The organism is Streptomyces sp. NPDC127595 (assembly GCF_042671685.1).
Lineage (GTDB): Bacteria > Actinomycetota > Actinomycetes > Streptomycetales > Streptomycetaceae > Streptomyces.
The window spans coordinates 43,485-64,462 of record NZ_JBHXWK010000018.1 but is presented as its reverse complement, the minus strand read 5'-3'; the positions used below and the strand labels follow the sequence as shown (position 1 = coordinate 64,462).

Below are 20,978 nucleotides of genomic sequence, written 5' to 3'. Positions count from 1 at the left end.
TGGTTCGAACGCCGCCCCGAACGCAGGGCTGTCAGCAGGGGCAAGGCGCGCGGGGAGGGCGACGTACAGCACCGCCGTGTTCGCAGACCAGGCCCGACGCCTTGCCCGCCACAGCAACGCACCGAAGCCGGGCGAGGCCGGCTTCGGTGCGGCGCAGCAGCGACGCGGGCCGGCCCCGCCGCGTAGCACCCGCCCGCTCGCCGCGCAGGCGTTACGCCTCCTCCTCCGACTTCCGCGCCGCCTCGTCGATCGCGGCCAGCGACCTCCGTACCTGATTACGGTCCGTCGTGAACCAGAAGTCGGGCAGTGACGCCTTCAGATAGCTGCCGTAGCGCGCCGTGGCCAGGCGCTGGTCCAGCACCGCGACGACGCCGCGGTCCCCCGACGCTCGTACGAGACGGCCGGCGCCCTGCGCCATCAGCAGGGCCGCGTGGGTGGCGGCGACGGCCATGAAACCGTTGCCCCCCTTGTCCTCGACGGCCTTTTGGCGGGCGCTCATCAGGGGGTCGTCGGGACGCGGGAAGGGGATCTTGTCCATGACGACGAGCTGGCAGCTCGGACCCGGGACGTCCACGCCCTGCCAGAGGGAGAGGGTGCCGAAGAGGCAGGTCTTCGGGTCGGCCGCGAAGTTCTTGATCAGCTCGCCGAGCGTCTCCTCGCCCTGGAGCAGGATGGGGTACTCGGGGACACGCGAGCGCAGTTCCTCGGCGGCGAGTTGGGCGGCCCGCATCGAGGAGAACAGCCCGAGCGTGCGGCCGCCGGCGGCCTGGATCAGCTCGGTGAGCTCGTCCAGCATGTCGCCGCGATCGCCGTCACGGGCGGGGCGGGACAGATGCTTGGCAACGTAGAGAATGCCCTGCCGGGGATAGTCGAAGGGCGAGCCGACATCGACGCCCTTCCACTGCGGGAGATCCTCGCCCTCCGTGCCCTCCGGGGCGAGCCCCAGCGAGGCTCCCACGCCGTTGAAGTCGCCGCCGAGCTTCAGCGTCGCGGAGGTCAGGACGACGGAGCGGTCCGTGAAGAGCTTCTCCCTGAGGAGCCCGGAGACGTTCATGGGGGCCACGCGCAGTGATGCGCCGAAGCGGTCGTGACGCTCGTACCAGACGACGTCCCACTCGGAACCGTTGGTGATCCGCTCCGCCACATCGTGCACGGACTCCAGCGAGGCGAGGGCCTGCTTGCGTACCGCGTCCTCGTCCTGGACGGACTTGTCGCGCGTGGAGCCGAGCGCCGAGATCACCGTGCGGGAGGCGTCGCGCAATGCCATCAGGGCGTACCCGAGGTCCTCCGGGATCTCCTCCAGGCGCCCGGGCAGGGCCAGCTCCATGAGCCGCTCGAAGCCCTCGGCGGCGGTCTGGAGCTGGTCGGCGGCCTTCTCATTGACCAGCTTCGCTGCCCGGCGGACGGCCCGGTTGACCTGGCCGGGCGTGAGCTCGCCGGTCGCGACGCCGGTGACCCTGGAGACCAGCTCGTGGGCCTCGTCGACGATCAGCACCTCGTGCTGCGGGATGACCGGCGCGCCTTCGATGGCGTCGATCGCGAGCAGCGCGTGGTTGGTGACGATGACCTCGGCCAGTTTGGCGCGCTCGCGGGCCGCCTCGGCGAAACACTCCGCTCCGTAGGCGCATTTGCTGGCGCCCAGGCACTCCCGGGACGACACGGACACCTGGGCCCAGGCGCGGTCGGAGACGCCGGGCGTGAGGTCGTCACGGTCCCCGGTCTCGGTCTCGCCCGACCAGTCCCGCAGCCGCACCAGGTCCTGGCCGAGTTTGCTGGTGGGAGCGGCCGCCTCGAACTGATCGAAGAGGCCCCCCTCCTCTTCCTGCGGAACACCCTCGTGCAGGCGGTGCAGACACAGATAGTTCGACCGGCCCTTGAGCATCGCGAACTCGGGGCGGCGGCGCAGCAGCGGATGCAGCGCGTCCACGGTCCGTGGAAGGTCCCGCTCCACGAGCTGCCGCTGGAGCGCCAGGGTGGCGGTCGCCACGACGACCCGCTCCCCGTGCGCGAGCGCGGGCACCAGGTAGCCGAGCGACTTTCCGGTGCCGGTGCCCGCCTGAACCAGCAGGTGGGAGCTGTCGTCGATGGCACCTGCGACGGCTTCGGCCATGGTCACCTGGCCAGGGCGCTCCGTACCACCGACAGCAGTGACGGCGGCATGCAGGAGTTCGGGGAGTGAGGGCTGTGTCATAGCTCTGCCACCCTAAGGGTCGGCACCGACAACCGGGCGATCAAGGCGGGGACGACGGTCGCGATCAAGACGAGCACCGGACGCGACTCAGGCCGCGAATCAGGCCGCAACTCCGGCTCCGGCCCCCGCTCCGTCTCCGGCTCCGGCTCCGGCTCCGGCTCCGGCTGGACGATCGGCCCGTACGAGAACTCGCCGATCATCTTGGCGAGCAGGCGGTGGCCGGCCTGCTCCCACCGGCCTTTGCCCAGTTCAGCGGGGTCGTACAGAGCTGATGGCTCCCCGGAGCCCGGGGTGGCGGATGAATTCGGCACGGGGACTCCTCGACAGGGAACCTGAACGGGACGAGCGGTGTACCACATGTGACGGCGCTACAACACATCGCGCAGGGCCCGGTCTCGGACCATGAGGGCTGCCCGCTTGTCGGGCAGGTCGACCTCGGCGGAGAACCGGAAGCCGGCGCTCAGGAAGGCGGAGACGGAGGGGGTGTTGCGAAGGTCCGGTTCCGCGACAACGCGAGCGCACGAGGGGCGCTTGTCCAGCACGAGGTCGGCGACAGCCCTGAGCAGGGTGGAGCCGAGACCTCGCCCACGGTTGGCGACACCACCGATGAGGAGGTGGATTCCGGTGTCGTGCGGTCGGGCGGGGTAGTGGCGCGCCAAGAGATCCAGGTCCGCGCGGTAGATCTCCCAGTAGCTCATGGGCGTGCCGTCCAGCACGCCGAGGCAGGGAACGCTTCGTCCGTCGCCTTCGAGCTGTCGGCGTAGGTGCTCCTCGGCCACGGACTGGGCACCCGCCAGTTCCCAGAACGCGGCGACGGCAGGGTCGTTCATCCAACGGGTGACGAGCGGGAGATCGCGCTCGACGTGTACGGGGACGAGGTGGAAGGCGCCCGCGGGAGTATCGGTCGGCCCCCAGCCGCCGACGCGGTCGAGCAGGTCGTCACCGGCCGGGGCGAGGTCGGCTTCCTCCGCCGTGCTCTTCCGCTCTTCCCTGGTGTCGCCGTGTGCCCTGGCTTGCTCCTCCCTGGCTTTCTCCGCGAAGAGCGCGATGAAGTCGTCTGGCAGGCGAAGGTCCAGGGTGTCCTCGCAGTCCGCATTGGCGCCGGCGCTCGAACCAGGCCGCGTTCGGACGGCGAGTTCGGTGACGGGTCCGGTGACGGGTCCGGTACCGGCGTCGGTGCTCGCATCGGCAGGGGGCACGGCGACGCTCCTCTCAGGAGACGTGGTGGGTCATGTTCCTCAGGAATGAAGGGGGTTGGTGATGGTGACGTAGACGGACTGGGTGTCGACGGGACCGACAAGTTCGTCGAGGCCGTGCAACCGAGTGAGCAGGTTGGCCTTGCAGCGCAGGACGCGGGAGTCGAGGAGGTGGGCGGGCAGAGACGTACGCAGCCGAGCCGGGCCGACGGCCACGTCAGCCAGGAAGCGGCGGAACGCCGCGAGCAACAGCTCTTCGTCCGCGAGGTGCTGGGAGCCGAACGCGCCGACGAGGCCGAGCACGTTGTTGATCGCGAGGTAGTAGGCGAAGCGTTCGTCGGTGACCTCGTCGGAGACGAACGTGTCGCTGCGCTCGCCGATACCGGGCAGCCGGGCGTCGAGTTCCGCGCGCCGCGATTCGCGGAAGTAGTAGCCCTGGTTGTCTCGGTAGCGGCCGCCCGTGGGCCACCCCTCCGGGTCCAGCAGGAGCAGCGTGTTCTGCTGGTGCGCTTCCAGAGCGATCCCCGCCTCGCCGTCCAGCCAGAGCACGGGCCGTACGACCTGCTCCAGGTAGCGCAGGAACCACTCGGCGGCGACGGCTCCGCGGGGGCGACCGGTGCGGCCGGCGAGACGGGTGACGATCTCGGCGAGCCGGGATGGCATCAGGGGCCTGTCCTCTGCCTGGTCCCGGGGGCCGGGTCGGGCGTAGGGCCGGGGCGCGACGAGTCCCGCGATGCAGCCGGCGTCGTCCGTCGGGCTGAACGGGTTGTGGCGGATCATCACGTCGAGTCCGGGCAAGGGGGTGCCGTCCGGGCCGTCGACGGCCAGCCAGGCGGGGTCACGCACGATGTCGAAGCCCGGGTGGACGGCCTGCCACTGCTTGAACAGGCCGCTGCGCAACAGGCGGTGGACCTCCACGCCACGGTGGAGTTCCTTGCGGAGGTTCTCGCGACGGGAGTTGGTGATGCGCAGGCCCAACGACAGCTTCAGCATCGCGGGGGCACCGGAGCGGTAGAGGGTGCGGACCGAGGAGGTGGGGTGCCACACGGAGCCCAGCGGGCCGAGGTCCCTGAGCAGTCCCGCATCCAGCAGGGCCGCGGTCTCGGGACGGTGCCGGGCCTCGCCCAGCTGCCAGGGATGCATGGGCAGGGCGGCGTACCCGCCGGGCAGGGACAGTCCGGCGCCGGCCAGCCGTGCGGTGAGCTGCTCCGCGGGGACAGGGCGGCCGCGTTCCGTCCATGCCGAGTCCGTCGCCAGCAGCGAGGGAGCCACAGCCATCCAGTGCAGCGGGAAGGAGCCACGCAACTCCGGTGAGTACAGGCGGGCTTCCGCCTCGGAGAGGCCCTCACGGCTCTTCGGGGTGGGATGCAGCGGGTGGCCGAGCAGGAGCGCCTGCTCGGCGGTCAGAAAGAGGTCGGGTTCGTCGGCGGGGTGTTCCCTGCGGTCACTGATGAACACGGCGGTATGTCGAACGGAATCGGCGACACGGCCGACGAGATCGGCTCCCTCGCCGGCAGAGCTGTGCGAACCCTGCGGCTGGGGTCGGGGCGCTCTGTCTCCTCCGGCTGTTTCGCCGGGTGCAGCCGGCGTGGGATCGGTGCGGGGCGTCCTGGCGCTCCTGACCGTTTGCCGCGCAAGCAGCGCCGCAACCGTGACAGCGTCGACGGGCGGTGCCTCGTCGGAAGCGTCGGCAAAGTACGGGAGGCCGAGACGGTGCCAACCGGTGGGTGACCAGTAGTGGACGGGGACGAGCAGGGTCACGGCGCTGGCAGGGAGCGGGATGCGGAGAGTGCCGTCCTCGGGTGCGGGCAGGTTGTTCTCCCGTACCCAGCAGCGCAACAGGTTCTCGACGGCCGCGGCCTGGGCGGCGGTATCGGCGTCAGGGTGCTCCAACAGGTCGGCCGTGACGCCGCGCAGACGCTCGGACTCCCTGGCCCCTCCCTTCTGGCGGGGGACCGATTCGGCCGCGGGTACGAGTCGGCTCTGCGCGGCGTGGGCCGCTCGCTCGTGGGTGTGGGGACGACCGTCGGGTGCGGGGTTGGCGTTCAAGAGACTTCCTTGGGGGGTCGTCCTAGCTCGTGCGGCGACGAACTGGGGTTGTACGGGTGTGCGTTGGGCCTTTGGCGTTTCTGGTTGATGCGGGTGAGGCGGCGGGTGGGGGTGGATCGGAGGTCCGGTCCGGCTTGGGTGGGGTGTCCGTACGAGGGTCCGGCCTCCGCTGGGCGCCCAAGCGCCGAGCACCGGACCCCCCTCGCCGGACGCAGACCCAAGCGCGTACGCCGGATCCCCGAGCCGTACGCCGCCCATCCGGACACGCGCACCTCGTGATCCGGCGCTCGCGCCCCGTGAGGTGCCTCGGTGCCTCCGCCGCCGCGTCGCCACTCGCCGCACCAACGACCCGGCACCCTGGTGGCCCGGCAACCCTGCGCCCTGGTGCCCCAGCGCCCGAGCGCCCCAGCACCCCAGCACCCCAGCACCCCAGCACCCCAGCACCCCAGCACCCCAGCGGCGCAACGACCGATCGGCCCACGCACCCCGCCAGTGCCGCCCTATCCGGTGTGTTCGGTACACCCGGAACGCCGGCCTTGGTCAGCGGGCCCCGGCAGCTCGCGACGGTCACGAAGTCGGCCTCCGCCGGAACACCCGCCAAGGTTCACGCCCCCGTCCGGCTCCGCACGTGCCTCGCCCCCGCCACGCCTCAGGTGCCCCCGAGCCACCGCGTTCACCGCGTCCGCGAGGCGGTCGAGTACGGCGGTCGCCTGTTCGTCGCTGATGGTCAGCGGAGGGAGGAGCCGCACCACGCCGGCGTGGCGGCCGCCCAGTTCCACGATCAGGCCTCGGCGAAGGCACTCCCGCTGGACGGCGGCAGCGAGTTCGGGGGCGGCGGGGCGGGAGCCGCCGGCAGCGGGGTTCGGAGCGGCTTCGGGGTCCACCAGCTCGACGCCGATCATCAGTCCCCGGCCGCGTACGTCTCCGATGCAGGAGAACTCGTCCGCCAGCACCCGGAGTTGGGCGAGCATGCGGGCACCCAGGGTCCCGGCGCGCTCGGCGAGGTGGTTCTCGCGGACGTACGCGAGGGTCGCCGTGCCCGCGGCCATGGCGAGTTGGTTGCCGCGGAACGTGCCCGCGTGAGCGCCGGGTTGCCAGACGTCGAGGTCGTCGCGGTAGACGACGACCGCCAACGGCAGGCTTCCGCCGATCGCCTTGGACAGGACCATGACGTCCGGGGTGATCCCGCTATGCTCCACCGCCCAGAAGGCCCCGGTCCTGCCGACGCCGGTCTGGACCTCGTCCACGATCAGCGGGATGGACCGCGCTGCGGTGATCTCACGCATCCTGCGCATCCACGCGTCGGGCGCCGGAATCACCCCGCCCTCGCCCTGGACGGGTTCGACGATCATCCCGGCGGGGTGTGGCACGCCAGACTTGGGGTCGTCGAGCACGGACTCCGTCCAGCGTGCGGCCAGTTCGGCGCCCCGGTCACCGCCGATGCCGAACGGACAGCGGTAGTCCTGCGGATAGGGCAGGCGCGCGACTCGTACGTCGGTCGCGCCCGCGGATGCTTCGAGCGCCCCCGCAGTCATCCCGTGGTAGGCGCCGGTGAACGCGAGCATCCCGGTCCGCCCGGTCGCCGCGCGCGCCAGCTTGAACGCGGCCTCGACGGCATCCGTCCCGGCGGGTCCGCAGAACTGCACCCGCGCGCGGGCGGCGAACTCGGGCGGCAGTGTGCGGAACAGCTCCGTGGTGAAGGCGTCCTTGACGGGCGTGGCAAGGTCGAGGACGTGCAGCGGGGCTCCGGAGTCGAGGACCTTTCTGATCGCCTCCAGGACCACCGGATGGTTGTGTCCGAGGGCCAAGGTCCCCGCACCCGAGAGGCAGTCGAGGTAGCGGCGGCCGTCGGCACCCTCGATCGTCAGGCCGCGCGCCCGCACGGGGACGATCGGAAGGGCGCGTGCGTAGGTGCGTGCCGCCGACTCGCGCGCCGACTGGCGCCGCAGAATCCCCTCGTGTGCCGCACGCGCCCCCTCGGCGACCCGGGACCCATCTCCTCGCGCCCCCTCGGCTACCCGAGCCCAATCGCCTCGCGCCCCTTCTGCCGCGCGGAACCCACCTTCTCGCGCCCCCTCTGCGGCGCGGGGCACATCTTCTCCCGTCCCGCCGGAAGCACGGAACGCACCCTCCCGCAGCTCCTCGGGCTCTCGCCCCACCGGCACCACCGCAGACTCGGTCACGGCCACGACTTCAGGTCCTCCCGCTGTCCAGAGGCGAGTTGGCAGGGGGTTCTGAACGCATGCGTCAGGTCCCCCGTACGTACCAACGACGCTGCGCGCGCGGGGAAGCGGGCGTGGCGAAGATCCTTGCCGTGACGGAACCGTTGCTGTTCCGTCGGATGTCCCCCACAGCGACCGCATAGTCTGTGATGCCGTCCGGTGACGCCGAACGGCCAAGGCAGGTAAGGCCATACAGCCCACCGCGAGGCACCAGCACCAGCCCGTACTCGCACCGCCTCGCAGACCACAGAACACAACACCCGTACCTGCACCCGCACCCGCACCCGCAGCAAGCCAGTTCTCATATCTCCAGGGGGAGTTACACCATGCGATCGATACGCCCGCCCTTCGCCGGTCGTCGAGGGAGGGGCGCGCGGCGCAGAACCTCCCCCGTGCTGGCCGCCGTCTGTCTCACCGCGACACTCGCGCTGACCGCCACCGCCTGCGGCTCGGGCGACGACACAGCAGGCGGCGAGGCCTCCTCCGCGGCGCAGAGCGGCGACGACAAGATCACGATTCCGGACGACATCAAGGACAGGCTCAAAGAGCACGGAATCGATGTCGACAAGTGGAAGGACGGCGCCTGGAAGAACTGGGACAAGGACGACTGGCTGCGCGAGGCCGAGGACTACATCAACCCGATCATCGAGGGCCTGTGGGACCCGGACCGGATGCGCGAGGCGGACGATCCGGACGAGAACAAGGGCGTTGACGAGAGCGATCTCTCCGGTGACCAGGGTGTAACCGACCCGACCCCGGATCCCGTGACCGCGGAGGCCGTGCCGGCGCCGTACCACGACAACGCCGCCGAGGCGGGCAAGGTGTTCTTCGACTCTCCCGAGGGCACGATGGTCTGCTCGGCGACGGTGGTCGAGGACCCGGCCAACCCGGGCAAGTCCAACATGGTGTGGACCGCGGGCCACTGCGTGCACTCCGGCAAGACGGGCGGCTGGTACCGCAACATCGCCTTCGTCCCCTCGTACAACAACGACGCCGCCACAGCAGCCGAGTTGGCGTCCGCGACGAAGGAGGAGGTCGCACCGTACGGCGTCTGGTGGAGCGACTGGGCGCAGACCTCGGACCAGTGGATCGAGCAGGGCGGTGCCACGGGCGGCGACGGAGCCCCGTACGACTTCGCCGTGCTGCATGTGACGCCGGAAGAGGGCGGTAACGGCAAGTCCCTTGAGGAGACCGTCGGTTCGGCGCTTCCGGTGAACTTCAGCGCACCGGCCGTGTCGCAGGTGGCGAGCATCACGGCGACCGGCTATCCGGCGGCGGCGCCGTTCGACGGCGAGACGATGCTCCAGTGCACGGACAAGCCGGGACGGTTGTCGATCGTGGAGGCCGACCCGACGATGTACCGCATCGGGTGCACCATGACAGGTGGTTCGTCCGGCGGCGGCTGGGTGGCCGCGGGGGCCGACGGCAAGCCCGCGCTGGTGTCCAACACGTCGATCGGCCCGGTCAGTTCGGGCTGGCTGGCCGGTCCGCACCTCGGCACCGAAGCCAAGGGTGTGTACGACCAGGTGAGCGAGAAGTTCGCCGGGCAGTGACACAACGGCCGTAGCAGCGATACGCCATACGACGAAGGCCCGCCCCTCCGACAAGAGGGGCGGGCCTTCATACGCACGGACCAGGGTCCCGGCCGAAGCCCGAACACGCCCGCGCTGACACGCCTACAGCACCGAATCGGTCCGAACCGGACGGAACATCGGATACGACCCTACGAAAGCGCCGGCGTCGGAACATACGGCATGAGCTCCGCCGCCAGTTCCTCATGCACCCGCACCTTGAGCAGCGTGCCCTCCGGGGTGTGCTCCTCGGAGATGACCTCGCCCTCGTTGTGCGCACGCGCGACCAGCTTGCCGTGCGTGTACGGCACGAGGACCTCGATCTCGACCGAGGGACGCGGCAGCTCGTTGTCGATGAGCGCGAGCAGCTCGTCGATGCCCAGACCCGTACGGGCCGAGACCGCGATGGAGCGCCTCTCCATCCGCATCAGCCGCTGGAGCACCTCCGGATCGGCCGCGTCCGCCTTGTTGATCACCACGATCTCGGGCACCTTGATGGCGCCCACGTCACGGATGACCTCGCGCACGGCGGCCAGCTGCTCCTCCGGGGCCGGGTGCGAACCGTCGACCACGTGCAGGATCAGGTCGGCGTCGCCGACCTCCTCCATCGTGGAGCGGAACGCCTCGACCAGGTGGTGCGGCAGGTGCCGGACGAAACCGACCGTGTCGACCAGCGTGTAGAGCCGCCCGCTCGGGGTCTCGGCCCGGCGCACGGTTGGGTCGAGGGTCGCGAACAGCGCGTTCTCGACGAGCACTCCCGCGCCCGTGAGGCGGTTGAGCAGCGAGGACTTGCCGGCGTTGGTGTAACCGGCGATGGCGACCGAGGGCACCTTGTTGCGACGGCGCTCCTGGCGCTTGATGTCGCGGCCCGTCTTCATGTCCGCGATCTCCCGGCGCATCTTCGCCATCTTCTCGCGGATACGGCGCCGGTCGGTCTCGATCTTGGTCTCACCGGGACCACGGGTGGCGAGGCCGCCGCCCGCGCCGCCGCCCATCTGACGGGACAGAGACTGACCCCAGCCTCGCAGCCTCGGCAGCATGTACTGCATCTGCGCGAGCGCGACCTGCGCCTTGCCCTCTCGGGACTTGGCGTGCTGGGCGAAGATGTCGAGGATCAGGGCCGTACGGTCGATGACCTTGACCTTGACGACGTCTTCGAGGTGAATCAGCTGGCCGGGGCTCAGCTCACCGTCACAGATGACGGTGTCGGCGCCGGTCTCCAGGACGATGTCCCGCAGCTCATTTGCCTTGCCGGAACCGATGTACGTGGCCGCGTCCGGCTTGTCGCGGCGCTGGACCACGCCGTCGAGCACGAGGGCACCCGCGGTCTCCGCGAGGGCCGCCAGCTCGGCGAGTGAGTTGTCCGCGTCGGTCGCGGTCCCCGACGTCCACACACCGACGAGTACGACGCGCTCCAGGCGGAGCTGCCGGTACTCGACCTCGGTGACGTCCTCAAGCTCGGTGGAGAGGCCCGCCACGCGGCGCAGGGCCGCGCGCTCGGAACGTTCGAACTGGTCGCCGTCCCGCTCTTCGTCGATCTCATGGCTCCAGGCGACGTCCTCTTCCATCAGGGCATCGGCCCGAAGACCTTCGGGGTGGTTCTGCGCGAGGCTCTGCGCGTCCTGGGAAGGGGAAGAAGAGGAGGTCATTGGATCCTTACGTCTAGGGGGACAACGATGGGGCGGCGGACAGCGTCTGTCGTGGAGTAGAACGTCCCGGGCCACCGTGAGATTCCCGGATTCCGCCAGGTCAACCTCACGGGTCCGGGTCGCCGGCCCCCGAGGGACCGTTTCACCGGCCCGGAGGGGCCGTGCCGCCGACCAGAAAGATGGTCGCACGGCACGCCCCGTCTCGTCACGTGAGTTATCCGGCGCTCTGTGCCGGCGCCGGGGTGTCGCTCCTCCAGTCCGGGTGGCCCGGCATGGGCGGAGTCTTCTCGCCGTACAGCCACGCCTTGAAGAACCCACTCAGATCGCGGCCCGCGATGCCCGACGCCAGGCTCTCGAAGTCCGCCGTCGACGCGACCCCGTCGTAGTGAGCGCTCACCCAGGACCGCTCCAGCCGCTCGAAGGCCGGACGCCCGATCTCCTCACGCAGCGCGTACAGCGCCAGAGCGGCCCCGTCGTAGACGTTCGGCCGGAAGATGCTGATCTTCTGACCGGGCTTGGGCCCCTTGGGCGCCGCCGGCGGCCCTCCTGCGGCCCGCCAGCCGTCGGACGCCCGGTAGGCGGCCTTCATACGCGTCGCCATGGGCCTGTCGGCCTTCTCCTCGGCGTACAGGGCCTCGTACCAGGTGGCGTGCCCCTCGTTCAGCCACAGGTCGGACCAGGTGCGCGGGCTGACACTGTCTCCGAACCACTGGTGCGACAGCTCGTGCACCATGATCGACTCGACGTACCACTTCGGGTACGCGGGCTCGGTGAAGAGCTCTCTCTCGAAGAGAGAGAGCGTCTGCGTCTCGAGTTCGAAGCCGGTCCGGGCGTCGGCCATCAGCAGCCCGTACGCCTCGAAGGGGTAAGGGCCGACCTTCCCCTCCATCCAGGCGATCTGGTCGGGGGTCTTCTTGAGCCACGGCTCCAGCAGCTCGCGGTCCTTGGTGGGCACCACATCGCGTACGGGCAGACCGTGCGGCCCGGTCCTGTGCAGCACCGTGGAGCGGCCGATGGACACCTGGGCCAGCTCGGTCGCCATGGGGTGCTGGGTGCGGTACGTCCAGGTGGTGGACTTGCCGGCCCGCTCCGTTCCGGCCGGCAGACCGTTCGCGACAGCCGTGTACCCGTCGGGCGCGGTGACGTGGATGGTGAACATCGCCTTGTCGGACGGGTGATCGTTGCACGGGAAGACCAGGTGCGCGGCGTCGGCCTGGTTGGCCATCGCCAGCCCGTCCTTGGTCTGCACCCAGCCGCCGTCCTGGTTCGCGGCGGGGACCGGATCGCTGGTGTGCTGCACCGTGATCCGCATCCAGCCCCCGGCGGCCACCGGTTCCGCGGGCGTCACCACCAGGTCGTCCCCAGCGCTCTTGAAGGACGCGGGCACCCCATTGACGTCGACCGAGCCCACCGTCCCGTGCGCGAAGTCGAGGTTGACCTGATCGAGCGCGGCGGACGCCACGGCATCGATCGTCGTCACGGCCGCGAGCGGCTTGGTGTTGGTGCCGGGATAGGTGAAGGCGAGGTCGTACGACGCGACGTCGTACCCGGGGTTACCCAGGTACGGGAAGAGCCGGTCGCCGACGCCGAGCGGTGCGGCCGGGGAGGGCGCACTCGCGGCGATGAGGCAGACGGAGACGGCGGAGGCGAGCAGGGCCGCCTTGATCCGACGGGGCTTGGGGAGGCGAGCCCTTGGGCTGGGGGTGGGGGTGAGCGGCATGGACCACGGCTACCAGCGCGCAACCGCCGTACGGTGACGACGCGCGCCGGGTCCACCCGAAAGGGTCCTCCTACTGCGCGGCCGCCGCCTGGTGCTGCGCCCGGCTGACGTCGTACACGCCCGGCACGTTCCGCATGGCCCGCATCAGCCCGGGAAGGTGCGCCGCGTCCGGGAGTTGGAGTGTGTACGTGTGCCGTACGCGCTGCTGGCTGGGCGGTTCGACGGTCGCCGAGACGATGGCGACGCCCTCCATGGCGATGGCCTCGGTGAGATCGGCGAGCAGATGCGGGCGCCCGAAGGACTCGGCCACCAGCGTGACTCGGCACTCGGTGGTGTCGCCCCAGCTCACCCCGACCTCCGCGCGCCCCACGCCCTTCATGCTCTCCACGGCGGCGCATTCGACCCGGTGGACGGTGACCACTCCCCCGCGTACGGCGAAGCCGGTCACGGCGTCGGGCGGTACGGGCGTGCAGCAGCCCGCGAGCCGTACGGACGCGCCGGACTGCTCGACGACGGCGTTCGCGGCGCCGGGCCGGGCGGTGGGCCCGTCCGAGGCCGGGCGAGGGGCCGCGGCGGGCGCCTCGGGGGCCTCGGCGTCGCTGGGCGAAGGGTGCGCGGCGAGCCAGCGCTGGATGGCGATCCGTGCCGCGGGTGTGTGCGCGTGCTCCAGCCACTCCCTGGAGGGCTCCGAGGCCGGGTCCTGCCCCATGAGGAGCTGCACGGTGTCGCCGTCCCGCAGAACCGTACTCAGCGTCGCCAGGCGGCCGTTGACGCGGGCTCCCATGCAGGCGTGCGCGTCGTCGCCGTACTGCGCGTACGCGGCGTCCACGCAACTGGCGCCGTCGGGAAGGCCCAATGAGCCGCCGTCGGCACGGAAGACGGTGATCTCGCGGTCCTGGGCGAGGTCCTCGCGCAGCGTGGACCAGAACGTGTCGGGGTCCGCGGCACCCGCCTGCCAGTCGAGGAGCCGGGAGAGCCAGCCGGGGCGGGTGGGGTCGGCCCGCTCGCCGTCGGCGGAACGCTCCGCCTGCTCCTCGGCGGGAGCGGCGTACGGATTGCCGAGCGCGATGACCCCGGCCTCGGCGACCTTGTGCATCTGGTGGGTGCGGATGAGGACTTCGGCGATCTCGCCGTCGCCGCGCGCGACGGCCGTGTGCAGCGACTGGTAGAGGTTGAACTTGGGCACGGCGATGAAGTCCTTGAACTCCGAGACCACCGGCGTGAGACAGGTGTGCAGTTCGCCGAGCACCCCGTAGCAGTCGGCGTCCTCGTTCACGAGGACCAGGAGCCGTCCGAAGTCGGCGCCGCGCATGGGTCCGCGTTTGCGTGACACCCGGTGGACGGAGACGAAGTGCCGTGGCCGGATGACGACTTCGGCCTGCAGACCCGACTCGCGCAGGACCCCGCGCACCTCTTCGGCGATCTCCGCCAGCGGGTCGCCGTCGCGCGCCGCGTTGTCGGCGATCAGCCCCCTGGTGTGCTGGTACTCCTCGGGGTGCAGGATCGCGAAGACGAGGTCCTCGAGCTCGGTCTTGAGCGCCTGGACGCCCAGCCGTTCGGCCAGCGGGATCAGAACGTCCCTGGTGACCTTGGCGATTCGGGCCTGCTTCTCGGGGCGCATGACGCCGAGGGTCCTCATGTTGTGCAGCCGGTCGGCGAGTTTGATCGACATCACGCGGACGTCGTTGCCGGTGGCGACAAGCATCTTGCGGAACGTCTCGGGCTCGGCGGCAGCTCCGTAGTCGACCTTTTCCAGCTTGGTGACACCGTCGACCAGATAACAGACCTCCTCGCCGAACTCCTCCCGCACCTGATCGAGGGTCACTTCCGTGTCCTCGACGGTGTCGTGCAGCAGGGAGGCGGTCAACGTCGTGGTCTCCGCGCCGAGTTCGGCGAGGATCAGGGTCACGGCGAGCGGGTGTGTGATGTACGGCTCACCGCTCTTGCGCATCTGACCGCGGTGCGAGGACTCCGCGAGCACGTACGCCCGGCGCAGCGGCTCCAGGTCGGCGCTGGGGTGGTGGGCACGGTGGGCCTCGGCCACGTGGCCGATCGCGTCCGGCAGCCGGTCACGGGCCGCGGGGCCGAGTAAAGCGGCCCGGCCCAGGCGGCGCAGGTCGATCCGGGGAAGGCCCTTCCTGCGGTGCACGGGAGGTACTCCCTGCTCAGGAGCGTCCCCCCGGTCCAGCGAAGTCGCGAGCGGGGGTGAGGCCGAGAGCTTGGGGGACGGCATTACAGGGCCTGGCGTCGCGGGATTCGTCGCCTCCGCACTCATGGGCACCTCCGGCTGCGTAGACCGGCGGACGGGTGCCCCATGGCGAACACGGCTCAGGGGATGGTGTCGATCCCCCGTCCGGGCCGGTGCTTGATGCTACCGAGCCCGCCACGTGCCGCTGACCGCCTCTCGCCGAGCGTGAAACGGATCACCCATTCGAGCGAAGGTTCAGGGGTTTACGGTTTCGAACCATTCGGCAAGAAGCTCACCTTCGGCCACGATCACCGCGGGTCCCGTCATATCGATCTCGCCGTCCGGGTGCTCGGTGATCACCAGCCGCCCGCCGGGCAGATCCACGGTGTACGTCGCCGGAGTGCCGGTCACGGCCGGGTCGGCGCCGTCACGTCGGGCCGCGGCGACGGCCACGGCACACGCGCCCGTGCCGCACGAGCGGGTCTCCCCGGAGCCGCGCTCGTGGACCCGGAGGGCGACGTGCTGCGGGCCCCGGTCCACCACGAACTCGACGTTCACCCCGTCCGGGTACGCCGACTCCGGGCTGAACGGCGGTGGCGAGTACAGCTCGCCCGCGTGTGCGAGGTCGTCCACGAAGGCGACCGCGTGGGGGTTGCCCATGTTGACGTTGCGCGCGGGCCAGGTGCGCCCGCCGACGCTCACGCTGACGTCCCCTTCGGGGAGGAGCGCCTTGCCCATGCCGACGGTCACGTCGCCGTCCTTGGCGAGATGCACCGCCTTCACGCCTCCGCGCGTGGCGATCGCGATGTCACCTGCGGCCACATGTCCGGCCCGCTGGAGGTAGCGCGCGAACACACGCACTCCGTTGCCACACATCTCCGCGACCGACCCGTCGCCGTTGCGGTAGTCCATGAACCATTCCGCCTCGGCCGCCATCTCCTTGGCCTCGGGGTGCGCGGCGGACCGTACGACATGCAGCACACCGTCTCCGCCGATTCCCGCGCGGCGGTCGCACAGGGCGGCGACGACGGCCGGGGGCAGGTCGATGACGTTCTCCGGGTCCGGGATGATCACAAAGTCGTTCTCGGTCCCGTGCCCCTTGAGGAAGGCGATCCGCGCGCTCATTCCTCGATCGTACGGGTTCGGTCCGACACTCCGCACGCACGCGGGCGGGCGTCGGCGCAGCCGGAGCCCGACGCGACACCGGCGAAGCCGGATCACGCACACAGGTGCGTCAGCGCAGCCGCGCCACGCGCCCCACGGCGAGCACCACCACGGCGGCGACCAGCACGACGTACGCGATCACCACACGCCAGTCCGGACCTCGGCCCGAACCGCGCTGCGGGAAGCCCGGCCAGGTGTAGCCGACCCGGCGGGCGGCCATCATTCCCCAGCCGGCGGCGCAGGAGCAGATCAGCAGGCCGAGCATGGCGACCACGGCGCCGCCGTCGCCGAACTCGAAGGCCAGCGGGAAGGCGAACATCAGGGAGCCGATCGCGGCGAGGGCCACGATGGGCGCGAGCTGCCAGATACGCAGCCGGCGCTGCGGACGCAGTTCGACCTCGACCTCGGGCTCCGGGGACATCTCGCCCGGCCCGGGCCCGTCGGCGATCACACCATCCGGGGTGTCCTCGGGTCCGTCGGAAATCAGGGGTTCTCCGTCCGGATCGATATCCGGATCGATGTTCAGACGATCGCCGTCCGGATCGATACCGTGCTCAGTGTCTCGTGCGGTGTCACGAGGGCCGGCCTCCATCGCCACGCGCCCTCCCAACTCGGACTTTCACTGGTCGATCGAAGCTCGATGATGGCACGGCGCCAGAGGCCCGGATGACGGCCGGAGCGTCCCGATGCCATGACGTGATCAGGCTGTGACCGGTCGTTCGACCAACGCCAGCGCGAGCTGCGGGAGTTCTGTGAGATCTGCCGCAGCCCCACTGAGCCAATGCACCCGCGGGTCCCGGCGGAACCATGAATCCTGACGGCGCGCGAAGCGCTTGGTGGCACGTACGGTCTCGGCCCGCGCGTCCGTTTCGGTGCACTCCCCCGCGAGCGCCGCGAGCACCTGCTGGTAGCCGAGTGCGCGCGCGGCCGTGCGCCCTTCGCGCAGCCCCTGCGCCTCCAGTGCACGCACCTCGTCGACGAACCCCGCGCCCCACATGCGGTCCACCCGGCGCGCGATGCGCTCGTCCAGCTCGGGGCGCGCCACGTCGACGCCGATCTGGAGGGTGTCGTACACGGAGTCGTGGCCCGGCAGGTTGGCGGTGAAGGGCTTGCCGGTGATCTCGATGACTTCGAGGGCGCGGACGATACGGCGGCCGTTGCTGGGCAGGATCGCGTGCGCGGCCTCCGGGTCGGCCACCGCCAGCCGGGCGTGCAGCGCGCCGGAGCCGCGCAGGGTGAGCTCCTCCTCAAGGCGGGCCCGCACCTCAGGGTCGGTGCCGGGGAACTCGAGATGGTCCACGGCCCCGCGGACGTACAGCCCGGAGCCGCCCACCAGGATCGGCCAGCGGCCCTCGGCGAGCAGTGCGTCGATCTGTTCGCGGGCGAGCCGCTGGTACTCGGCGACGCTGGCCGTGACGGTCACGTCCCAGATGTCCAGGAGGTGGTGCGGGACCCCGCCGCGCTCCTCGGACGTCAGCTTGGCGGTGCCGATGTCCATCCCTCGGTACAACTGCATGGAGTCGGCGTTGACGACCTCGCCTCCGAGTCGCTGGGCGAGGAAAACGCCCAGATCGGACTTTCCTGCCGCGGTCGGTCCGACGACGGCGATGACCCGGGGGGTGGGGGGGTTGCTTCTCACGGTCCCAGTCTCGCAAACGTCCGGACCTCTCCTCGAACGAGTTACGTAACGGCAAAAGTCCGAGGTCGTTGCCTGTTGCGAGGTTCCAGCCGCCGGTTTCGGACGAGCGGTGACCCGGGCGGCGCAATGGGACGCACCGGGCAACGCGGAATTTCACCCTCACGAGTAACGTATGGAGTGGATATGGGCGTTTTTGCACGACTTCTCCGGAGGTCGAAGGCCACGGAGGAGGCGTCAACCGCTGAGGTGCAGGCCGACACGGTAACGGCCGAGGCGGAGGTGGCGGTGGCGGAAGAGGCGAAGGGTTCGTCCGAGACCGAGGGCGGGGCGACGGCGGAGACCGAGACCGAGACCGTCGGGGCATCCACCACGGAGGACGTCGAGATCCCCCAGCAACAGACCGCCGAAAAGGCCGCCGACAGCGAGGCCGGCGAAGGCGCCCGCACATAACCGCCCGCGAGGGAAGGTGGACCATGGGTCTTCTGGACAATCTCAAAGCCAAGCTGGCGCCTGCCAAGGACAAGGTCTCGGACCTCGCGCAGCAGCATGGGGACAAGGTCAGTCAGGGTCTCGACAAGGCCGCCAAGGTGGTCGACGAAAAGACCAAGCACAAGTACAGCGACAAGATCCAGACAGGCACGGGCAAGGCGAAGGGCGCCATGGACCGCCTCGCGCACAAGGACGGTGACGGTGGCGCCATGCCTCCGCCGCCGGCTTCTTGACCGAACTGAACCGAACAGCACGCATCGACGGACGGCCGCGGAGCACTCAGGGCTCCCGGCCGTCCGCCGTGTTCGCGGTCATGCCCCAGGGCTGCATGACAGCTGGGCGGGGCGTCTCAGGAGACCGTGGTCACGTCTACGACCAGGCCGCCACCACATACCCCACCCCGTACGGCGCGTCCTCGTACAGCAGCGCTCCGCCGAGCCCCGCTCCCTCCGCCGCGCCCGCGAGGACCTGCCAGGGCGCCCGCCCGGACACCTTCAACTCCTGCGCCAGTTCCGCGTCCAGCGCTTTCAGCGCCGCCACGTCAGCCGCCCCCAGCGCACGCGCGACGCCCTCGTCGAAGCCCGCGGCACGGTCGTCGAGATAACCGGGCGCTTTCAGCGTCCGGCACGCGCTGGAGTCGCCCATCACCAGCAGTGCCACCCGCCCGGCCCGCGCGCCGATCTCCTCCCCCACTTGGATACACCGCTCAGCCGCGAGAGGTTCCCCCACACCGAGACCCTCGACAGGGGCATCGGACCAGCCCGTGCGCTCCAGGAGCCACGCTGCGACGGCGAGCGACGGCGGAAGCGGACGCCCGGAAGCCTGCGGGCCCGACGCCAGTTCCACATTCCCAAGGCGTACGTCGAGATCCACGCCGAAGCCACGGAAGGAGCCCTCGGTGCCCTCGGGGTGCGGCCCGCGCCCGCTCTGTTCGGCGGGGCCCACTACGACCAGCAGGTCAGGGCGGGAGGCGGCGAGCACGCCCAGCGCGTCCGTGCAGGCGGCGCGCGCGTCGGCGAGTTCGGGCGCCGCGCCGGCGGCAACGTCCGGGACCAGCAGCGGCGGACAGGGGCAGACTGCGGCGGCTACAAGCATGATCGGCAGCGTAGCCCCGCTCAGCGGCGGAACGTCACTGGTTGGGCGCGCTAGGCGAACTCCACGCCGCACGGAACGCACACCAGGCACCAGGCCACGCCGCCACCCGGCACCCCTTCCCGACGCGCAGCGCGCTCAGTCGCACCCGCAGCCGCTGCCCGCCACGACCGGCAGCGGCTCAGGCGCGCCGATCTTCGGCAGGCCGAGCATGACGCCCGCCGGCTTCGCGGCCGCGGCTGTGCTTTCGACGTGTCGTTTCTCCCAAGCGTCCCCCGCGCGCGTGCGGCGCACGTCCAGGACGGCGCCCTCGGCGAGGAGGTGGTGCGGGGCGGCGTACGTGACCTCGACGGTGACGACGTCACCGGGGCGTACGTCCTCGTCGGGCTTGGTGAAGTGGACCAGGCGGTTGTCGGGAGCGCGGCCGGAGAGGCGGTGGGTGGCGCCGTCCTTTCGGCCCTCGCCCTCGGCGACCATCAGCTCCAGGGTGCGGCCGACCTGCTTCTTGTTCTCTTCCCAGGCGATCTCCTCCTGGACGGCGACGAGACGCTCGTAGCGCGCCTGGACGACCTCCTTGGGGATCTGCCCCTCCATGGTGGCCGCCGGAGTTCCGGGCCGCTTGGAGTACTGGAACGTGAACGCGTTCGCGAAGCGGGCCTCGCGGACCGCGTACAGGGTCTGCTCGAAGTCCTCCTCGGTCTCGCCGGGGAAGCCCACGATGATGTCGGTGGTGATCGCCGCGTGCGGGATGGCGGCCCGCACCTTGTCGATGATCCCCAGGTAGCGCTCCTGGCGGTATGAGCGACGCATCGCCTTCAGGACGGTGTCCGAGCCGGACTGCATCGGCATGTGGAGCTGCGGCATCACGTTCGGTGTCTCGGCCATCGCGGCGATCACGTCGTCCGTGAAGTCGCGCGGGTGCGGCGAGGTGAAGCGCACGCGCTCCAGGCCCTCGATCGCGCCGCAGGCACGGAGCAGCTTGCTGAACGCCTGGGGGTCGCCGATGTCGCTGCCGTAAGCGTTTACGTTCTGGCCGAGCAGCGTGATCTCGGAGACGCCCTCGCCGACCAGGGCTTCGATCTCGGCGAGGATGTCGCCGGTCCTGCGGTCCTTCTCCTTGCCGCGCAGCGCCGGGACGATGCAGAAGGTGCAGGTGTTGTTGCACCCGACGGAGATGGACACCCAGGCGGCGTACGCGCTCTCGCGGCGGGTCGGCAGCGTCGACGGAAACGCCTCCAGGGACTCGGCGATCTCGACCTGCGCCTCTTCCTGTACGCGGGCGCGCTCCAGGAGGACCGGCAGCTTGCCGATGTTGTGCGTCCCGAAGACGACGTCCACCCAGGGTGCCCGCTTCACGATGGTGTCGCGGTCCTTCTGCGCGAGACAGCCGCCGACGGCGATCTGCATACCGGGGCGCTTCGTCTTCATCGGGGCGAGCCGGCCGAGGTTGCCGTACAGCTTGTTGTCGGCGTTCTCCCGTACGGCACACGTATTGAAGACGACGACATCCGCGTCGCCGTCCGCGTCCTTGGGGGCGCGCACATAACCGGCGTCCTCAAGGAGCCCAGAGAGCCGTTCGGAGTCATGGACGTTCATCTGGCACCCGTACGTGCGTACCTCGTAGGTCTTGGTTTCCTGAACGTCCACTGCCTGGCTCCGGTCGCTGCTGCTCATGTGACAAGGGTAGGCGGTGCCCGGAGTACCTCTTGTCCGCCCGGGTGCCCGTGCCCCGACCCACAGGATCCCGGAGGGAACCCCCGCAACCCCCGCGGGCCCGCCCTGGTCAGATCCGCGCCCGGAATGGCAGG

At 70.5% G+C, this 20,978-nt stretch carries 16 protein-coding genes; 3 read left to right on the top strand and 13 right to left on the bottom strand.

The annotated features are described in order from the left end of the window. Positions 1 to 211: 211 nt before the first annotated feature. From ACFVKT_RS37910 to ACFVKT_RS37890, 5 genes are all read right to left on the bottom strand, one after another. Positions 212 to 2,191, bottom strand: a complete 1,980-nt coding sequence (locus ACFVKT_RS37910; RefSeq protein ID WP_385740745.1) for an ATP-dependent DNA helicase — start codon at positions 2,189 to 2,191, stop codon at positions 212 to 214. Further along, positions 2,188 to 2,502 carry a hypothetical protein gene (locus tag ACFVKT_RS37905; RefSeq protein ID WP_385740742.1) on the bottom strand — a complete coding sequence of 105 codons (315 nt, stop codon included), beginning with the start codon at positions 2,500 to 2,502 and terminating at the stop codon, positions 2,188 to 2,190. The genes ACFVKT_RS37910 and ACFVKT_RS37905 overlap by 4 nt, the downstream gene beginning before the upstream one ends. Before the next feature lie 57 nt (positions 2,503 to 2,559). Next, complete coding sequence (locus ACFVKT_RS37900) at positions 2,560 to 3,390, bottom strand: GNAT family N-acetyltransferase (RefSeq protein ID WP_385740739.1); 831 nt, start codon at positions 3,388 to 3,390, stop codon at positions 2,560 to 2,562. A gap of 39 nt (positions 3,391 to 3,429) precedes the next feature. Beyond that, entirely contained in the window at positions 3,430 to 5,436 is a 2,007-nt protein-coding gene (locus ACFVKT_RS37895; protein WP_385740736.1) for an IucA/IucC family protein, read from the bottom strand. Positions 5,437 to 5,936: 500 nt separating this feature from the next. Beyond that, positions 5,937 to 7,388: a diaminobutyrate--2-oxoglutarate transaminase family protein gene (locus tag ACFVKT_RS37890; RefSeq protein ID WP_385740854.1), complete on the bottom strand. Its 1,452-nt coding sequence runs from the start codon at positions 7,386 to 7,388 to the stop codon at positions 5,937 to 5,939. Positions 7,389 to 7,984: 596 nt separating this feature from the next. Between ACFVKT_RS37890 and ACFVKT_RS37885 the strand changes: the two genes are divergently transcribed. Continuing rightward, positions 7,985 to 9,211, top strand: coding sequence for a trypsin-like serine peptidase (locus tag ACFVKT_RS37885; protein ID WP_385740733.1), 1,227 nt, complete (start codon positions 7,985 to 7,987; stop codon positions 9,209 to 9,211). Positions 9,212 to 9,381: 170 nt separating this feature from the next. Here ACFVKT_RS37885 and hflX read toward each other — a convergent pair whose 3' ends face one another. The 6 genes from hflX to miaA all read right to left on the bottom strand — a co-directional run bounded on the left by hflX (position 9,382) and on the right by miaA (position 17,589). Continuing rightward, positions 9,382 to 10,878: a GTPase HflX gene (gene hflX / locus ACFVKT_RS37880; protein ID WP_385740730.1), complete on the bottom strand. Its 1,497-nt coding sequence runs from the start codon at positions 10,876 to 10,878 to the stop codon at positions 9,382 to 9,384. A 214-nt stretch (positions 10,879 to 11,092) separates the two neighbouring features. Then, positions 11,093 to 12,598 (bottom strand): M1 family metallopeptidase, encoded by a 1,506-nt coding sequence (locus ACFVKT_RS37875; RefSeq protein WP_385740727.1) that lies wholly within the window; start codon positions 12,596 to 12,598, stop codon positions 11,093 to 11,095. A gap of 70 nt (positions 12,599 to 12,668) precedes the next feature. Next, positions 12,669 to 14,873, bottom strand: coding sequence for a RelA/SpoT family protein (locus ACFVKT_RS37870; protein ID WP_385740724.1), 2,205 nt, complete (start codon positions 14,871 to 14,873; stop codon positions 12,669 to 12,671). A 168-nt stretch (positions 14,874 to 15,041) separates the two neighbouring features. Further along, positions 15,042 to 15,911 (bottom strand): diaminopimelate epimerase, encoded by an 870-nt coding sequence (gene dapF / locus ACFVKT_RS37865; RefSeq protein ID WP_385740721.1) that lies wholly within the window; start codon positions 15,909 to 15,911, stop codon positions 15,042 to 15,044. A gap of 109 nt (positions 15,912 to 16,020) precedes the next feature. Beyond that, complete coding sequence (locus tag ACFVKT_RS37860) at positions 16,021 to 16,542, bottom strand: hypothetical protein (protein WP_385740851.1); 522 nt, start codon at positions 16,540 to 16,542, stop codon at positions 16,021 to 16,023. A gap of 108 nt (positions 16,543 to 16,650) precedes the next feature. Next, complete coding sequence (miaA, locus tag ACFVKT_RS37855; RefSeq protein ID WP_385740718.1) at positions 16,651 to 17,589, bottom strand: tRNA (adenosine(37)-N6)-dimethylallyltransferase MiaA; 939 nt, start codon at positions 17,587 to 17,589, stop codon at positions 16,651 to 16,653. A gap of 183 nt (positions 17,590 to 17,772) precedes the next feature. On the opposite strand from miaA, the gene ACFVKT_RS37850 reads away from it, so the two are divergent. Beyond that, positions 17,773 to 18,039, top strand: a complete 267-nt coding sequence (locus ACFVKT_RS37850) for a hypothetical protein (protein ID WP_385740715.1) — start codon at positions 17,773 to 17,775, stop codon at positions 18,037 to 18,039. Between the two features lie 23 nt (positions 18,040 to 18,062). Next, positions 18,063 to 18,311 carry an antitoxin gene (locus tag ACFVKT_RS37845; RefSeq protein WP_385740712.1) on the top strand — a complete coding sequence of 83 codons (249 nt, stop codon included), beginning with the start codon at positions 18,063 to 18,065 and terminating at the stop codon, positions 18,309 to 18,311. 136 nt (positions 18,312 to 18,447) lie between these two features. On the opposite strand, the gene ACFVKT_RS37840 is transcribed toward ACFVKT_RS37845, so the two are convergent. Then, positions 18,448 to 19,173, bottom strand: a complete 726-nt coding sequence (locus tag ACFVKT_RS37840; protein WP_385740709.1) for a class III extradiol dioxygenase subunit B-like domain-containing protein — start codon at positions 19,171 to 19,173, stop codon at positions 18,448 to 18,450. A 135-nt stretch (positions 19,174 to 19,308) separates the two neighbouring features. After that, on the bottom strand, positions 19,309 to 20,844 hold the full coding sequence (gene miaB / locus ACFVKT_RS37835; protein WP_385740706.1) for a tRNA (N6-isopentenyl adenosine(37)-C2)-methylthiotransferase MiaB: 1,536 nt from the start codon (positions 20,842 to 20,844) through the stop codon (positions 19,309 to 19,311). Positions 20,845 to 20,978 lie beyond the last annotated feature (134 nt).

Bases quoted from the DNA above. Each gene is read 5' to 3' on its own strand.
- hflX (WP_385740730.1), bottom strand. From the start codon at position 10,878: ATGACCTCCTCTTCTTCCCCTTCCCAGGACGCGCAGAGCCTCGCGCAG.
- ACFVKT_RS37850 (WP_385740715.1), top strand. From the start codon at position 17,773: ATGGGCGTTTTTGCACGACTTCTCCGGAGGTCGAAGGCCACGGAGGAG.
- ACFVKT_RS37840 (WP_385740709.1), bottom strand. From the start codon at position 19,173: ATGCTTGTAGCCGCCGCAGTCTGCCCCTGTCCGCCGCTGCTGGTCCCG.
- dapF (WP_385740721.1), bottom strand. From the start codon at position 15,911: ATGAGCGCGCGGATCGCCTTCCTCAAGGGGCACGGGACCGAGAACGAC.
- ACFVKT_RS37860 (WP_385740851.1), bottom strand. From the start codon at position 16,542: ATGGAGGCCGGCCCTCGTGACACCGCACGAGACACTGAGCACGGTATC.
- ACFVKT_RS37845 (WP_385740712.1), top strand. From the start codon at position 18,063: ATGGGTCTTCTGGACAATCTCAAAGCCAAGCTGGCGCCTGCCAAGGAC.
- ACFVKT_RS37875 (WP_385740727.1), bottom strand. From the start codon at position 12,598: ATGCCGCTCACCCCCACCCCCAGCCCAAGGGCTCGCCTCCCCAAGCCC.
- ACFVKT_RS37910 (WP_385740745.1), bottom strand. From the start codon at position 2,191: ATGACACAGCCCTCACTCCCCGAACTCCTGCATGCCGCCGTCACTGCT.
- miaB (WP_385740706.1), bottom strand. From the start codon at position 20,844: ATGAGCAGCAGCGACCGGAGCCAGGCAGTGGACGTTCAGGAAACCAAG.
- ACFVKT_RS37870 (WP_385740724.1), bottom strand. From the start codon at position 14,873: ATGAGTGCGGAGGCGACGAATCCCGCGACGCCAGGCCCTGTAATGCCG.
- ACFVKT_RS37885 (WP_385740733.1), top strand. From the start codon at position 7,985: ATGCGATCGATACGCCCGCCCTTCGCCGGTCGTCGAGGGAGGGGCGCG.